Annotated in this window: 14 protein-coding genes; all 14 read right to left on the bottom strand. The window is 60.7% G+C overall.

The window, feature by feature from the left end:
• Positions 1-165 precede the first annotated feature (165 nt).
• Positions 166-2427, bottom strand: coding sequence for an RNA polymerase sigma factor RpoD (gene rpoD / locus LOL23_RS00870; RefSeq protein WP_160976186.1), 2262 nt, complete (start codon positions 2425-2427; stop codon positions 166-168).
• 248 nt (positions 2428-2675) lie between these two features.
• Positions 2676-4784, bottom strand: coding sequence for a DNA primase (gene dnaG, locus LOL23_RS00865; protein ID WP_160976184.1), 2109 nt, complete (start codon positions 4782-4784; stop codon positions 2676-2678).
• Positions 4785-4847: 63 nt separating this feature from the next.
• Positions 4848-5060 carry a 30S ribosomal protein S21 gene (gene rpsU / locus LOL23_RS00860; RefSeq protein ID WP_129968890.1) on the bottom strand — a complete coding sequence of 71 codons (213 nt, stop codon included), beginning with the start codon at positions 5058-5060 and terminating at the stop codon, positions 4848-4850.
• Positions 5061-5142: 82 nt separating this feature from the next.
• Positions 5143-5685: a phosphoribosyltransferase gene (locus tag LOL23_RS00855; RefSeq protein WP_160976182.1), complete on the bottom strand. Its 543-nt coding sequence runs from the start codon at positions 5683-5685 to the stop codon at positions 5143-5145.
• Positions 5686-5781: 96 nt separating this feature from the next.
• Positions 5782-7077 (bottom strand): adenylosuccinate synthase, encoded by a 1296-nt coding sequence (locus tag LOL23_RS00850; RefSeq protein ID WP_160976180.1) that lies wholly within the window; start codon positions 7075-7077, stop codon positions 5782-5784.
• Positions 7078-7168: 91 nt separating this feature from the next.
• Positions 7169-8332, bottom strand: coding sequence for an ATP phosphoribosyltransferase regulatory subunit (locus LOL23_RS00845; RefSeq protein ID WP_160976178.1), 1164 nt, complete (start codon positions 8330-8332; stop codon positions 7169-7171).
• A 261-nt stretch (positions 8333-8593) separates the two neighbouring features.
• Entirely contained in the window at positions 8594-9490 is an 897-nt protein-coding gene (hflC, locus tag LOL23_RS00840) for a protease modulator HflC (protein ID WP_160976176.1), read from the bottom strand.
• Positions 9491-9499: 9 nt separating this feature from the next.
• Positions 9500-10819 (bottom strand): FtsH protease activity modulator HflK, encoded by a 1320-nt coding sequence (gene hflK, locus LOL23_RS00835; RefSeq protein ID WP_160976174.1) that lies wholly within the window; start codon positions 10817-10819, stop codon positions 9500-9502.
• Positions 10785-11891, bottom strand: a complete 1107-nt coding sequence (hflX, locus tag LOL23_RS00830) for a GTPase HflX (protein WP_160976902.1) — start codon at positions 11889-11891, stop codon at positions 10785-10787. Before hflX ends, hflK begins: the two co-directional genes overlap by 35 nt.
• A 78-nt stretch (positions 11892-11969) precedes the next feature.
• Positions 11970-12206 (bottom strand): RNA chaperone Hfq, encoded by a 237-nt coding sequence (gene hfq / locus LOL23_RS00825; protein WP_137237690.1) that lies wholly within the window; start codon positions 12204-12206, stop codon positions 11970-11972.
• 125 nt (positions 12207-12331) lie between these two features.
• Positions 12332-13405, bottom strand: a complete 1074-nt coding sequence (gene hisC, locus LOL23_RS00820) for a histidinol-phosphate transaminase (protein ID WP_160976172.1) — start codon at positions 13403-13405, stop codon at positions 12332-12334.
• The gene (der, locus tag LOL23_RS00815) at positions 13402-14862 is read right to left on the bottom strand and encodes a ribosome biogenesis GTPase Der (protein ID WP_160976170.1); all 1461 of its coding nucleotides are present in this window, start codon (positions 14860-14862) and stop codon (positions 13402-13404) included. The genes hisC and der overlap by 4 nt, the downstream gene beginning before the upstream one ends.
• On the bottom strand, positions 14859-16031 hold the full coding sequence (bamB, locus tag LOL23_RS00810) for an outer membrane protein assembly factor BamB (protein WP_237172989.1): 1173 nt from the start codon (positions 16029-16031) through the stop codon (positions 14859-14861). The genes der and bamB overlap by 4 nt, the downstream gene beginning before the upstream one ends.
• A gap of 3 nt (positions 16032-16034) precedes the next feature.
• Positions 16035-16670: a YfgM family protein gene (locus LOL23_RS00805; protein ID WP_160976166.1), complete on the bottom strand. Its 636-nt coding sequence runs from the start codon at positions 16668-16670 to the stop codon at positions 16035-16037.
• Between the last annotated feature and the right edge of the window lies 1 nt (position 16671).

Here is a 16671-nt window from a genome sequence, read left to right as displayed (position 1 = left end):
AATCATCACGCATGCATCGTCCACATATGATGCCATGACGCCAATGTAGCATCGCAGCGAAAAAAACCCCGCAATGCCTGTAGGGCGTGCGGGGCGATGGCTTCCAGACACTGGCAAGGCGCAATGTTTGCGCCCTGCCAGTGGCACTGGTATACACCGTTATGGTTACTGCCCTTCCAGGAAGCTCTTGAGCTTGTCGGCACGGCTGGGGTGGCGCAGCTTGCGCAACGCCTTGGCCTCGATCTGGCGGATGCGCTCGCGCGTCACGTCAAACTGCTTGCCGACTTCTTCGAGCGTCTGGTCGGTGCTCATCTCGATGCCGAAACGCATGCGCAGCACCTTGGCTTCGCGAGGCGTAAGCGAATCAAGCACTTCTTTCACCACATCACGCATAGAACCGTGCAGCGCCGACTCGGACGGGGACAACGTGCCCGTGTCCTCGATGAAATCACCCAGATGCGAATCATCGTCGTCACCGATTGGGGTTTCCATCGAAATCGGCTCTTTGGCGATCTTGAGGATCTTGCGCACCTTGTCTTCGGGCATGTCCATCTTCTGCGCCAAGGTTGCTGGATCGGGCTCGGCGCCGGTTTCCTGCAGGATCTGGCGATTGATGCGATTCATCTTGTTGATGGTTTCGATCATGTGCACCGGAATACGAATGGTGCGCGCCTGGTCGGCAATGGACCGTGTAATGGCCTGGCGTATCCACCAAGTGGCATAGGTGGAGAATTTATAGCCGCGCCGGTATTCAAACTTATCGACCGCCTTCATCAGGCCAATATTGCCTTCCTGGATCAGATCCAGGAACTGCAGGCCTCGATTGGTGTACTTCTTGGCGATCGAAATCACCAGACGCAAGTTGGCTTCGGTCATTTCACGCTTGGCCTTGCGAGCTTTGGCTTCGCCAGTGGCCATGCGCTTATTGACGTCCTTCAGGTCTTTCAGCGGCAGCACGACGCTTGATTGCAGGTCAATCAGCTTCTGCTGCAGCTCATGCACTGCCGGTACGTGGCGCTCGAGCGTTTCTGAGTAGGAATGGCCGGCGGCCACTTCCTGCAGCACCCACTCCAGGTTCGTCTCGTTGCCCGGGAAAGCTTTGATGAAGTGTGCGCGCGGCATGCCGGCGCGATCTACGCAGGTATGCAGTACAGCACGCTCAAGGGTGCGTACCTGGGCAACCTGCTCGCGCAGCGTATCCGCAAGCTTTTCGACCATTTTGGCGGTGAAGCGCACCCCCATCAGCTCATTGAGAATGGCTTCCTGGGCCTGGTTGTAGTCGTCAGCCCGGTAGCCGTCCTGCTCGAACGATTTGCGCATTTTCTCGAACCACGTCCCGATCACCTCGAACTTCTTGAGGGATTTGGTGCGCAGGTACTCGAGCTGTTTGCTGCTCATGCCACCGGCCGGACCGTCTTCGCTTTCATCGCTATCCACGGACACACCGGCGCCGGCGTACTCTTCGCCTTCCTGGTCGATCAGACCGTCAACGATTTCATCGATCTGAGCCTGGCCATCGCGAACGCGCTGCACATGCTGGAGAATTTCGTTGACGGTGGTGGGACACGCAGCGATAGCCATGACCATGTGCTTGAGGCCATCTTCGATGCGCTTGGCGATCTCGATTTCGCCCTCGCGGGTGAGAAGCTCGACCGTACCCATTTCACGCATGTACATGCGCACCGGATCCGTCGTGCGGCCAAAATCGGAGTCCACCGTCGTCAATGCTGCCTCGGCCTCGTCCTCGACGTCGTCATCGTTGGAGGCAACCGGGGCGTTGTCGCTCATCAGCAAGGTGTCGGCATCGGGCGCTTGGTCGTAGACCGAGATGCCCATGTCGCTGAAGGTGCTGATGATGCCGTCGATGGCTTCGGCGTCCACCAGATCGTCGGGCAGATGGTCGTTGATTTCACCGTAGGTAAGGTAGCCGCGCTCTTTGCCCAGCTTGATCAAGATCTTGAGCCGGTTGCGGCGCGCTTCCTGTTCTTCGGGTGTCATCTGGCTGCGGGACGGCGCATCCTTGTCACCCTTGCCTCGTTTGCCACGCTTGGGCAGCGGCTTGAGCTCTGGAATGACTTCAGCGTCGCCGTTGTCGTCGTCGGTGAAATCGACCGAATCGGTATTGGCATTCTTGGCCGGGCGCCCAGGACGACGGCCGGTTGCGCCGGCGCGGGCCTTGGCCGGCCCCTTGCTGTCATCGGCAGCCTTGGCGGTTTTGCGCGCCGGCTTGGCGGCCCCCTCTGGCGCAGCAGCTTTGCGCACCGCACGCTTGGCGGGCGCCTTCTTGGCTGCCTTGGTGGCGGACGCATCCGCACCTGCCCCAGCCTCGACCGATGCCTTGTCGACACCTTTGGCCGCCGCCAGCGATTTGGCTTTCTTGACGACCTCTTCGGCCATCTGAGGGGTTTTACCGGTCACTTTGCTCATAAGTCGCTTCCGTAAATGCAGATACGCGCCGCAGGCGGGACGCCTGGCGCGGACTGCAGGGCAAACTCATTCGCGCCGCGTACGGCTGTGGTGTGACACACCGACACGGATCCTGGCCGCCTGTGCTGGGTATGCTGTCCTTGGCTAATCGTACGCAAGGCAATGGTGGCTGGCTGGATCACGCACCTGTGGGCCATCTAAAGCCGTCATTAATGCGCGAAAACTATCTATTTTACTGCAATTAAATGCTACGGGGCATTGGTGATCAATGCAATTCGTCGCGTCAACTCTTGATACCGCCTTCTGGACAAATCGTCGGCAAGGCCTGCGTCAATCAATGCCGATTGCTCTGCCTTGATGGCGTCCAGTTCAATACGCCGCAGCGCATCATTCCATTCAGTTTGAGGGTCGGGCAACTCCTCGCCGGCGAGCAGTTCGGGAGACAGCGATGCCAGTACGCCTGCCAGGTCGGAACCGGGTTCGGCCGCCTGCAGCAAGGCACCCGCATGGCGCGCGCCGCTCATGTTTGCCAGCGTGATCAATTCTCGTACAAGGACAAGATGGGGGCCTTGATGCAAAATTTCAAGCTGCTGGTCGCCTAGCGTCGAAACAAGCTCGGGATGCGCCAGCAAGAGACGCAGCAGACGTTTTGCCATAGGCGTGACTGCCCGCGCCCCGGCATGCGGCCGTTGCCCGCCGCGCGGCTCGCGACCACCCTGCCGAAAACCCATACGCGCACGCGCGCCAGATTCTCCCGCGCCTCGTTCTCGCCTGCCCTTCCATGTGCTGCCAGCAGCCGGCCCCGATGGGCCACCGTATCCGCCGCCATATTCCGCAGCCGACGGTTCATCATAGAACGGCTCTATATCGTGAGCCGTGAACTCGGCGGGGACGCCGCCAAAATCGGGGGCGTCGTCCATAAAGCCGGGCGGTTCGTCGCCGGCGCCGCCGACAGCAGCAGGCGCCTCGACCGAGCCGCCGTGCGCAGCAGGCCCCCTGCGGGCCGGCAACTGCACCAGGCCATCCGCCACAGGCTCCACTGCACTCTCTCGGCCGGCCGGGGCGGGCATCTCAGCCAGCATTCGAGCCAGTTCTTCGGGCGTAAGCAGCACCATGCGCGCAAACTCGCGCTCGATCTGCAGCCGCAGGGCGCTTTCCGGCAGCGTGACCAACAACGGCTTGGCTTCATGTACGCAGGCGGCGCGCCCCTCGGCTTCGTTCATGGCGTGGCGCCCGGCAAGCTCTTCGAGCATGAAGCGCGACAGCGGTATCGCCTCGTTAGCCGTAGCCCGGAACGCCTCACTGCCGAATTCGCGGATATAAGAATCTGGGTCGTGCTCCGCCGGCAGGAACAGAAAGCGCATCGAGACATCGTCACGCACCAAGGGCAGGCAGGTGGTGAGCGCCCGCCATGCTGCCCGGCGCCCGGCCTTGTCGCCGTCGAAGCTGAACACAATGCGGTTGCTGGCGCGCAGCAGCTTCTGGATGTGATACGGCGTGGTGGCTGTACCCAGCGTTGCCACGGCATTGCCAATACCGTGCTCGGCCAGCCCGACCACATCCATATACCCTTCGACCACCAGCACAAAGCCTTCGCTGCGTATGCCGGTTCGCCCTTCCCATAGGCCATACAGCTCGTGGCCTTTGGAAAACAGCGGTGTTTCAGGAGAGTTGAGATACTTGGGCTCGCCCTTGCCAATGATGCGGCCACCGAAACCGATGATCTTGCCGCGGCCATTGCGAATCGGAAACATGATCCGCTCGCGAAAGCGATCGTAGCGGCGTCCGTCTTCGGATTCGATCACCAGGCCCGACTCGACCAGAATTGGATCTTCGTAGTGCGGGAACACAGCCGCCAGGCCGCGCCGGTCTGTGCCAGACCAGCCCAGGCCAAAGCGGGCCGCCGTCGCACCGGACAACCCGCGCTGCTTGAGATAACGGATGGCGCTCTGCGAGCCTTTGAGCTCTCGAGCGTAGTGCGCCTGGGCCATATCCAGCACCTGCTGGTGGCGAGAGACTTCTTCCTTGCGTCGCCTGTCGGCAGCCTGCTGGCGCGGGCTGCGCTGCATTTCAGGCACGGACATGCCGACGCTGCCCGCGAGCGTGCGAACCGCCTCGGGAAAGCTGGCGCCTGTGTGCTCCATCAGGAAGGTGATGGCACTACCGTGCGCGCCGCAACCGAAGCAATGATAAAACTGCTTGGTGGGGCTTACCGTGAAGGAAGGGCTTTTTTCGTTGTGGAATGGGCAGAGGCCAAGCAGATTGGCGCCACCCTTGCGCAACTGCACGTAACGCCCCACGACGTCGACAACGTCGACACGGGCGAGCAGTTCCTGGACAAAGGACTCAGGTATCATCAAAGCCCTCGCCGCAGTGCGATACGGGGTACAGCCGAGCGGCGTGCCCCGCCTTCGAAAAAATCAGTACAGGCGCGGGGGCAGCTGCTGGCTGCGGATGCGCTTGTAGTGGCGCTTGACGGCAGCAGCGTGCTTGCGCTTACGTTCAGCCGTGGGCTTTTCGTAGAATTCGCGCGAACGCAGTTCGGTCAAGAGGCCGTTTTTTTCGATCGTGCGCTTGAAGCGACGCAGTGCGGCTTCAAACGGCTCGTTTTCTTTCAGACGAACAATAGGCATGTAATCAAGAGCCTTGGTTAAAAAGTTAGTGGGTTAGGCGACAACCAGCAAGTTTATCATGAATGACACCACCGTGGTTGGCTTATGCGCGCTCACCTTTACGCACCCAGGATTCAAGCTGATGCGGACGCAGACTGTCGTAGTCTTCGAAAGGCTGGTGTATCCAGGGATTGGTGGGCAGTTTTTCAACGAAATAGTCGGGCGTGGCCTGGGAGTGCCCCTTCCACCACAACACCGCCGTGCGAAGCTCGGTGATGGCAGGAAACTGCCTGAGCAAATGATCCCGCACCCGCATGAAGGTGGTGCCAGTATCGACCATGTCGTCTACCAGCAACACTTTGCCATCGAGTGTGCCCCGCGTAATAGTGATGAACTGGGCGATGTCGAGCTGGCCCTGCTGCGTGCCCGCCGCTTCGCGATAGCTGCTTGTGGCAAGGATACCCAGCGGCAGATCGTAGATGCGGGAGAGCACATCACCCACTCGCACGCCACCGCGCGCCAGACAGAGAATTTTATCGAACTGCCAACCCGAGTCATGGACAGCGAGCGCCAGTTTCTCGATGAGCTGATGATAGGCGTCCCAGCTCACCCAAAGATCACGGTCAGTGCTTGGCGGCATTGTCATAACGCGGATTCCGGTAAGTTGAAAGGAGCGTAATGATAAACCCGTCTGCCGCCGGAGAAAAGCCACCGCTGCCGCCTGAAGCGGCAACATGGGTGTTTAGCCGCCGAACGGATGGCGCAGCACAATGGTTTCGAGGCGATCGGGGCCAGTGGAAACCATATCAATGGGCACGTCGCAAACCTCGGCGATACGCTCCAGATAGCGGCGCGCATTGACGGGCAGCTTGTCGTACTCGGTAATGCCCACCGTGGACTCCGTCCAGCCGGCCATTTCTTCGAGCACCGGTTCGGCTTCGGCTGCGGCATGCGCGCCATAAGGCAGCACATCAAGAAACTCGCCCTTATAACGGTAGCCAACGCCGATTTTGATCTGCTCGACGCCATCCAGCACGTCGAGTTTGGTGATGCACAGCCCGGAAATGCCGTTGATCATGACCGAGCGCTTCATTGCTGCCGCATCGAACCAGCCGCAGCGGCGCGGGCGACCTGTGACCGAGCCGAATTCTTTGCCGACGGTAGCTAGGCGCGCGCCCGTGTCGTCGAGCAGCTCGGTGGGGAACGGCCCACCGCCCACACGCGTGGTGTAGGCCTTGGCAATGCCCAGCACATAGGGCAGCGACTGCGGGCCTGTACCTGCACCCGCCGATGCGGCGCCAGCGACACAATTGCTGCTGGTGACATAGGGGTAAGTGCCGTGATCGATATCCAGCAAGGCGCCCTGCGCACCTTCGAACAACAGCTTGTGGCCGCCCTTCTGGGCGTGGTAAAGGGTACTGGCCACGTCGGCAACCATGGGCTGCAGTTGGGGCGCCAGGGACATGGCCTGATCGCGAACCTCGCTGGTGGACACTGCAGCGGCGCCCAGGTAATTAGTGAGCACAAAGTTATGGTAATCGAGCACTTCAGCGAGTTTTTCGTCGAAGATAGCCGGATCGTAGAGATCCTGCACCCGCAGCGCGCGGCGGGCCACTTTGTCTTCGTAGGCGGGGCCGATGCCGCGGCCCGTTGTGCCTATCTTGCCCTCGCCTTTGCGCGCCTCGCGAGCTTGGTCAACGGCAATGTGATACGGCAGGATCAACGGGCAGGCGGGAGAAATCTGCAGACGGCTTCGCACATCGAGGCCCGCAGCTTCGAGTTCGCCGATTTCTTGCAGCAGCGCTTGCGGCGACAAGACGACACCGTTGCCGATATAGCAGATAACGTGCGAATGCATGATGCCCGAAGGGATCAGGCGCAGAATGGTTTTCTTGCCATTGATCCACAGGGTATGACCGGCATTGTGGCCGCCCTGGAAACGCACAACGCCCTGTGCAGACTCGGCGAGCCAGTCCACAATCTTGCCCTTGCCTTCGTCGCCCCACTGGGTGCCAATTACAACAATGTTCTTGCTCATGTTACGTATCACAAAAGTGCCGACCGGCGCGGTGGTACGCGCACGCCCGGTACAGGGTTAACCCATATACATACACTGCCCGCGAAAGGACTTAGTGTATCGCTTTTATTGTCCATGCCCCATCGACCAGCACAAGCTCGCGATCGACGGTAAATTCATCCAGTGCATGAGACTGCCCGGGCAGCATCTGCACCACGATCTCGCCCTGCGCACGCAAGGCTCGCAAGGTTTGAACCAGTGCTGCGTCGCTACCCCATGGCGCCCGCACAGCCTTGGCCGGCTGTGCCGCCGGCAGGCCCGAGGACAGCTTGCGCAAATCGAGGCTGAAGCCGGTGGCAGCACGCGCCCTGCCAAATGCCCGCCCTACGCCATCGTAGCGGCCGCCGCGCACGAGCGCATCGTGCCAGCCTTGGGCATAAATGGAAAACACCACACCCGAATGATAGCCGTAGCCACTGGCAACATCGGCCAGATCAACCGTGAAATCGTGCCCTGGCAGCGCGCGGACCAAGGCATCGAGATCATCAAGGGCGGCGCGCAGCGCCGGCAGCGGTGGCAGTTCGTTGCGCGCACGCTCGATGACGTCCATGCCGCCGTAAAGGGACAACAGTGCAAGCAACGCATCGATGCTGTCAGCCCGCGCATTTGGATACTGCTCGGCCAGCGCGGCGATGCCGGGGGCGTCTTTGGTACCCAAAAGGCAAAGGATATCGGCGGCGGCGTCAGCCAATGCCGCATCCGCCGCAATGATGGCGTGCGGCACTGCGGGATGATTGAGGTCGACACGCGCGGTAGCCAGCCCGGCGCGCCGCACGGACTCGAGCGCGAGCTCGATGACTTCGATGTCGGCCTCGAAGCCGGCATGGCCGAACAACTCGACGCCGATCTGCAGCAATTCGCGATCCGACAGCAAGCCGGCGGGCCGCGCGTGCAGCACTGGGCCGCAGTAACACAACCGTGTGACGCCTTCGCGGTTAAGCAGGTGCGCGTCGATGCGCGATACCTGGGGGGTCATGTCGGCACGCACGCCAAGCGTGCGGCCAGAAAGCTGATCGATCAGCTTGCATGTGCGCAGGCTGAGCGAATCTCCGCCAGCCGACAGCAGTGAATCAAGATACTCGACCAGCGGCGGGGCTACCATCTCGTATCCATACGTGCGATATAGATCGAGCAGTGTGCGCCGCAACTCTTCGATACGGCGCGCCTCGGCCGGCAGAATATCCGCCAGATTCTCTGGCAACAACCATGTGGACATTGTGCAGTCCCGGTGAGAACGGTAATGGGCTATGCCAAACAAAAAGCGACCTGGGGCGTAAGCCCGCCAAGTCGCTTGCGGAAAAGATAATCGAAACTTACGCGTTAGTATAAACGAATAAGCAAGGGAAATGAAAGCCGCCAAGCCAAGGGCGCGAACTCGAAGCCACATGGCACGCAACGAGGGTACGTGCACACTTCGGGTGCCGCTTCAGGCTTTGGCAACGTACGAAGACATCGCCAAAACCTGATTACGGACGCATCAGGGCTTGACTGACGCGCCTGCTGCGCCACCATGTGCCGCCCCCCAGTACTGGAAGAACTCGGAGCGCGGACTGAGTACGATGGTGTCACCCTTGGTCGAGAAGACAGTACGGTAGGCCTCCAGGCTACGGTAAAGCTTGAAGAAATCGGGATTGCGGCCGTATGCATCAGCAAAAATGGCCGATGCCGTGGCATCGCCCTCGCCCTTCACCTGCTGCGCCTGCGCATAAGCCTTGGCCAGGATCTCCTGACGCTCGCGATCGGCCTGGGCGCGGATGCGCTCGCTGTCAGCCGTCCCGCTTGCACGCAGGCGATTGGCCTCTTGCTTGCGCTCGGCTTCCATACGCCTGTAAACGGATTCGGAGATTTCAGGGGCGAAGTCGATGCGACGCAAGCGAACGTCGACCACGTCGACACCCAGCGGCTTGGCCCGGGCTGCAACGTTATCGAGCACTTCACTCATGATTTTGTCGCGCTCGTTGGAAACTACTTCCTTGACGGTGCGCACGTTGACGGAAGCGTTGAGAGCATCGCGAATCTGTGCTGAAAGCCGCTCGACCGCTCCACGATCATTGGCGCCGAACGTCACGTAGAAGAGCCGAGGATCAGCGATGCGCCACTTCACGTAGGAATCGATCAACAGATTCTTCTTTTCGGCTGTCTGGATGCGCTCGGGGTCGCTGCTTTCGATGGTTTGCAGACGTTTGTCGAGGAAGACGACATTCTGGAACGGTGGTGGCAGCTTGAAATACAGGCCTGGCTTGACGATGGTTTCGCGCACTTCACCCAGGGCGAAAACCAGCGCCGAATCACGCTCTCGCACAACGAAGACGCACGAAGAAAGCACTGCCAGGATAATCAGCAGGCCAATCAGTATGGGAAAGGAGCGTTGCATCTATGCCTCTCAGCGCGAATACGGGTTTACGGACAGCGACGAACTGCCGGAAGCAGCAGCCTTCCCGGTTCGGCCTGCTGCCGCCCGGCCGTTGGCAGCCTCGGTAGACTGGCCTGATGCTGCCCCAGCCGCGGCGGCGCCGGGTTGGTCGCCCGTATTGCGCGGCGCCCGCGCCGCGTCGTTCATGATTTTGTCCAACGGCAGGTACAGCATGTTGTTGGCGGAATCGGTATCCACCACCACCTTGCTGACGTCGGCCAATATACTTTCCATGGTGGACAGATATAGACGTTGGCGCGTGATCTCGGGCGCCTTGGCGTACTCGGCTTCGACGCTGCTGAAGCGCGCGGCATCACCCTCGGCATTGCCGATGACGCGCGCGCGGTAGCCTTCGGCATCCTGGATCATGCGGGCCACTTGGCCTTGCGCTTCAGGCAGAACCTTGTTGGCATAGGCGTTGCCCTCATTGATCAGACGTTCGCGGTCTTGGCCGGCCTTGACGGCATCATCGAACGCAGCCTGCACCTGCTCGGGCGGCTGGACGTTCTGGATGGCAACCGTGCTGATCTGGATGCCCGTCTGGTAGCGGTCGAGGATATTCTGGGCCAGCTTCTGAACCTCAGCGGCGACCTCGGTGCGGCCCGAGTAAAGCACGAAATCCATAGGCTTCTTGCCCACAATCTCGCGCATTGCCGTTTCTGAGGCCTGGCGCACGGATTCATCCGGCTGGTTGGTGCGGAACAGGTAGTCGGGCGCGCCGTTCGGCTCGAGACGATACTGCACCACGAACTGCAGATCGACAATGTTTTCGTCGGTCGTCAGCATGAGTGACTCGGGCAGTACCTTGTTGCGCGTGTTGCCGCGGTAGCCGACCTCAAAGGTGCGCAGCTGCGCAATATTGACCATCTGGTGGTTTTCGATGGGCGCCGGCAAACGCCACTGCAGGCCGGGGCTGAGTGTCTTGGTGTATTGACCAAAGCGGGTGACGACCGCGACCTGGCCTTCTTGGACAATGATGAAACCGCTGGCCAGCCACAAACCCACAATGACCACGCCCAGCACAACAAATAGCTTGGGCGAGCCCTTGGGCAGGTTGACGCCGCCCCCCGAACCGTTGCCGCCGCCAAAACCACCGCCGCCGCGACGCGGCTTGCGGCCGAACAGCGAGCCCAGCTTATTGTTGAAGTCGCGCCAGACCTCGTCAAGGTCGGGAGGGCCCTCGTTTTGACCAGGCCGGCGCGGGGGTTCGGAGCCGCCATTACTATTGTTGTTATTGCCGCGCCCCCAGCCCGGATCATTCAGATTGAATATTTTTGATATTAAACGCATTGTTTCCCGCGATTTGTCCTGTTTCGACGATTGCCTGGCGCAAACCCTCTAAACCCAGGCGCTCCAGTGCGCCTACGAAAACTCGTGCAATCGTACCATGTTCGTTACGTTCCACACGGGGCTCGTAACCAGCCTGATCGATTTTGTTGTAGACGAGAATACAGGGGATATCGGCCGCGCCAATGTCGGCGAGCACTTTATTGACTTCAGCGACTTGCTCATCGCGTTGAGGGCTTGAGGCATCGATGACGTGCAGAAGAAGATCCGCCTGCACGGTTTCTTCGAGTGTGGCACGAAAAGCTGCGATCAGCGTGGGCGGCAGGTCCCGGATAAAGCCTACCGTATCGGAAATGACCACCTGCCCCGCTCCTTCGATCCAGACGCGGCGTGTCGTTGTATCGAGCGTGGCAAAGAGTTGATCAGCCGCATAGGCGCCGGCTCGCGTCAAGGCGTTGAACAGTGTCGATTTGCCGGCGTTGGTATAACCGACCAGCGATACCGACAGCGTATTGCCGCGCGCCCGGGCGCGGCGCTGCGTGGCGCGCTGGCGCTGCACGCGATCGAGCCGCGCGCGCAACAGGCGCACCTTGTCGCCGATCATGCGTCGGTCCATCTCGAGCTGCGACTCGCCCGGCCCCCGCATGCCGATGCCGCCGCGCTGCCGTTCGAGGTGGGTCCACATGCGTGTAAGACGCGTGGACAGGTGCTGCAGCTGCGCGAGTTCGACCTGCAGCTTGCCCTCGTGGCTCTTGGCTCGCAGCGCGAAGATATCGAGAATCAACGCGACCCGATCGACAACCCGCAGGTTGATGCCGCGCTCGAGGTTGCGCTGCTGTGCGGGGCTCAATGGCTGATCGAACAAAACGATTTCGGCACCGGTTTCATGGGCCAGCAGCACTGCCTCTTCGAGCTTGCCGCTGCCGATGAAATGCGCCGCATCGGGCCTCGCCCGGCGTGCGGCGACGGTGCCGACAATCTCCGCCCCCGCGCCCTTCGCAAGCATGACAAACTCATCGGCATGAGCCTGATAATCGGGCTCGCCAAGGTCGACACTGATAATGAGGGCTTTCATGCTCATGGGCGCCCTCCAAACGAAACACCCGCCAGCGCGATGCGCTTGGCGGGCAGCCAGGTGCAAAGAGTGCGCGGGTTATTCAGCGGAATCATCCACCTGGAAATTGACAGGGCGAGCGGGAACGACCGTGGAGATCGCGTGCTTATATACCATTTGCGTGACAGTGTTGCGCAGCAGGACGACATACTGATCGAAGGACTCTACCTGACCTTGCAGCTTGATGCCATTGACAAGGTAGATAGACACGGGCACATGGTCTTTGCGCAGGGCGTTTAGGAATGGATCTTGTAGTGTTTGCCCTTTGTTGCTCATTGGCTAGGCTCCAATTGTGTTGTTTTAGGTGGTTTGGTGAGATATCTACTTTACAGGGTTTTCCCGGTATTGGCACGGCCCCCTTGCAAAATAATCCGGCCAATACGAAAAAAAATGAGTTGCAATTACTTCACGATATCTGCCAGCGCCAGGCAGAGACGATCGCATTCTTCGGGCGTACCGACGGTGATGCGCAGAAACTGCTCGATACGCGGTTGCTTGAAATGGCGCACAAGGATTTTTTGTGCCCGAAGCCTTGCAGCGATGTCTGCTGCATCGTGGCGCGGATGACGGGTGAAAACGAAATTAGTGGAGCTCGGTAATGTTTCGAAACCAAGTTTCGCCAACGCGTCCGACAACTGCCGCCGGGTATCCATGACGGCTCGGCGCGTTTGGTCGAAATAGCCGCCGTCGTCAAGCGCCGCTACGGCCCCCGCCTGCGCCAGCATGTCGAGCGGATAGGAATTGAAGCTATCTTTGACGCGATTCAGACCATCGATGATTTGAACGCCCGCGATGGCGTACCCGACCCGAAGCCCCGCCAGCGCGCGCGACTTGGACAACGTATGCACAACGACCAAGTTTGGACATGAACCCAGCAATGATACGGCGGATTCAGCACCAAAATCGACATAGGCTTCGTCTACGACGACCGCGACATCAGGATTGGAATGCGCAATGGCCTCGATGTCTGACAGTGGCATGGCCAGCCCGGTAGGCGCATTGGGGTTGGCAAAAATGATGCCGGCGGGCGTCTCGGCGTGCGGCCCGATGTAGTCGGCCGGCCGGATGGCATAGTCGTCGGCCAGCGGAACAAGCCGAGCCGGAATACCAAACAACCCGCAGAATGTACGATAAAAGCTGTAGGTGATATCCGGCAGCCAAAGCGCCCTGCCTTCGTGGCGGAACAGCCCATTGAAAATGTGGGCCAGCACCTCGTCCGATCCGTTGCCGGGGAAAACTTGGCTGGCATCCACGCCGTAGGCGCGTGCAGCCGCTTCACACAGTGCCTTGGATTCGTTGTCGGGATACAGCCGGAGGCGATCGCCGGCAGCGGCGCGTATCGCCTCAATGGCGCGCGGGGACGGCCCATAGGGGCTTTCGTTGGTATTCAGCTTGAGCAGGCCCTCGATCTTTGGCTGCTCCCCTGCGACATAGGGAGAAAGGCTGGATACGTCGTCACTCCAATAACGGCTCACTGTGCCCCCTTTATGTAAGGATTCTGGGATGATTTGAACTCGATGCGCAACGGCGTGCCTTCGAGCTTGAATGCGGTACGGAAGCGCGTTTCGAGATAGCGGCGATACGAATCCGGTATGGCATCAAGCGCATTGCCGTGAATAACGATGAGCGGCGGATTCTGGCCGCCCTGGTGCGCATAGCGCATCTTGGGGCGAAAAATCCCCTTGCGCGGCGGCGGTTGCTGCTCGACAGCATCGCGCAATTCGCGTGTAAGGCGAGGCGTGGACAACCTGGAAAACGCAGCGGCATGCGCCGCATTGACCGATTTGAGGAGTGCATTGATGCCCTGCCCCTTCGTGGCGGATATCGTATGCATGCGCGCAAAAGAGAGAAACCGCAGCTTGCGCTCGAACTCGCGCAGCAGCAGTTCGCGCTGCTCGCGGTCGACGCTGTCCCATTTGTTGATGGCAACCACTAGCGCCCGCCCGGTTTCGACCACGAAGCCGGCGATGTGGGCATCCTGATCTGAAATACCCGCCTGGGCGTCAATCATGAGCAGCACGACATTGCAGGCTTCGATGGCCTGCAGCGTCTTGATGACGGAAAACTTCTCAATGGCTTCGAACACCTTGCCACGACGGCGCAAACCTGCGGTATCGATCAGGGTATAAGCCGTGCCGCCGCGTTCGAACTCGATCTCGATGGCATCGCGCGTGGTGCCCGGCATATCGAAGGCAATAACGCGCTCCTCGCCCACGAGCGTGTTGATGAGCGTGGATTTTCCTGCGTTGGGCCGGCCTACAACAGCCAGCTTTATCCGGTGCTGCACGCCAGCTTCAGCGTCAGCCTCGTCGGCGGCTTCAGCACCGGCCTCGTCACCAGCCGCTAAGACGGCGTCGATATCGTCATCACTGAGTGCATCGGCGTCAAAAACGACGCTGTCGTCGGAACCGCCCGCCTCGGCCGCATCCATGAAAGAAAGTGCTTCTTCGATGAGATCAACGACGCCATCACCATGTGAGGCCGAAATGGGATGCGGTTCGCCCAAGCCCAGTTCGTGGAATTCAGCCGCCGCCGAGCCGTAGCGCATGCCTTCGGCCTTATTGACCGCCAGCAATACACGCTGGCCGCTCTTGCGCAGCAGGCGGGCGATTTCATGATCGTGCGCATTGACACCAGCACGGGCGTCGACCAGAAAGATCACCACGTCCGCTTCAGCGATCGCCTGCTGCGTCTGACGCGCCATTTCGAGCAATATGCCTTCTTTGGCAACCGGCTCGAAGCCGCCGGTATCGACGGCAATGAAGGGATGATTGCCCACCCTGCCCTCGCCGTAATGGCGATCCCGCGTAAGGCCGGAAAAATCGGCTACCAGCGCGGCACGCGAACGCGTAATGCGGTTGAACAATGTGGACTTGCCCACATTGGCGCGCCCTACCAGGGCGATAACGGGCTTGAATACAGATTTGTTCAATTGACACCAACCAGCACCAGATTGCCATTGCCAGTTTGCACCAGCACGCCGCGCGTGGTGGCGATCGGCGGAGAAAGCACGGCGCCGCCGCCCACGCTCACGCGGCCCAGCAGATGCCCGTTTTCACGGGACAGAAAATGGACATAGCCATCCAGGTCACCGACGGCAACTGCCTGCGGTACAACCGCCGGCTGCGTCAACCGACGATTGCGCAATGCGGACTGCTTCCAGACTTCGCTGCCGCTTGCCAGATTGAACGCATGCACCACATCGCGTTGATCGCCCGCATAGGCATGCACGTTGTCGGTGGCCATGCCGGTTTTGCTGGAGAAGGTCGTTTCCCAGATTGGACGCCCACCCTGGGAGACATCGAAGCACACCATGCGCCCCTGATAGGCGACGCCGCACAGCAGCGGCCCCTGGACCTGCGGCGTACCGACCACGTCACGGATGCGTTCGAGGTCTGTGGCGCCCTGGGAACTGGCGACCTGGCCTTCCCACTGGACGTTGCCGCTGGCAGCCTCGATCAGCATCAGGCGACCGCTAGGCATGCCGGACACAACCAGCCCCTGGATGATGACCAGTTGCATATTGGTTTTGAGTGCCAGCGCCGGGCCTGGCCGTTGCACCTGCCAGCGAGGCTCGCCCGTCTGGGCGTCGAACGCCTGTATGCGGTAGTCGCTGCTGCGCACAACGACGACACCGGCACCAACCACAGGCGGGATGTTGATGGCGCTGGAGGCCTTGGCCCGCCATTTTTCGACGCCCTTGTCGTCGTAGGCGATAACCTCGCCGTTATTGGCTGCAACGGCGGTGTTGGTGCCGTCGGAACCCGCCCCGGCGGAAAGCTCGCGGCCGGTATCAGCCTGCCACTGCACCACTCCCGAACCAAGCGCCACCTTGACGACACGCCCACCCGGCGCAGCTGCGTAAACGGATTCGCCCACGACGGTGGGTGCAAAACCATAGCCTCCGCCGCTGCCAACGGACGTGCTCCAGGCTACCGCCGCAGTAACGCCCGGCGCATACTCAGTGAGCGGCGTGGGCTCGTAGCGCGGATCGCTGCTGGAAAACATGGAGCAGCCAGCCAGACCGGCCAGGCTCAGTGCCAATATGGCGCCACGCAAGAAGCGGCGGGACGATGAACGGCGGAAAGCGGTGTTACGCATGGATCAGTTTCCACTCAAGGCGTCGATTTTCAATTGCACGATCTGCGCGGCGGGGTCGGCGCCCAATGCCTTGATCGCGCTTTCCCAGGCCGCACGGGCTTGGTCATTGCTGCCCTGCGCGAGCAGGATGTCGCCGCGCCGGTCTTCATAGAGGCCGGCGAACGCTGGGGGTGGCTCGCCAAGCAAGGCAAGCGCGGGCTCGTATTGTTTTTGCTGCAGCAATATGCCAGCCAGGCGCAACTTGCCCAGCGCCACCAACGCCTGATCAGCGCTGCGCTGGACCAGCCATTCGAGTTGCTGGCGCGCACCGTCGAGGTCGCCGCGCTGCTGGAGGGCCATGGCAGCCACCAGGAGGCCGCGCGAGGTGTAGCCGGAAGACGGGAAGTCGTCGCGCAAGGTGGTGCTGGCCGCCTTGATGCGGGCGACGGCTTCGTCACCCTGCTGCCCCGTGGCGCTTTCGAGCGCCTCGAAGTAGCTCATGGCCTGGTTGCTTTTGTGTTCCTGGTACCACTGCCAGCCACGCCAGCCGAGCACACCCGCGACGGCGACGAACACCAGGACGACACAAAGCGTGCCGTAGCGGTCCCACCACGCACGCAGGGCGTCGAGTTTCTCCTGTTCTTCCAAATCGTATGCCATG

Origin of the sequence: Paracandidimonas lactea (assembly GCF_021653995.1) — a bacterium.
GTDB classification, from domain to species: Bacteria; Pseudomonadota; Gammaproteobacteria; order Burkholderiales; family Burkholderiaceae_B; genus Allopusillimonas; species Allopusillimonas lactea.
This window is presented reverse-complemented; position numbering and strand designations above follow the sequence as displayed.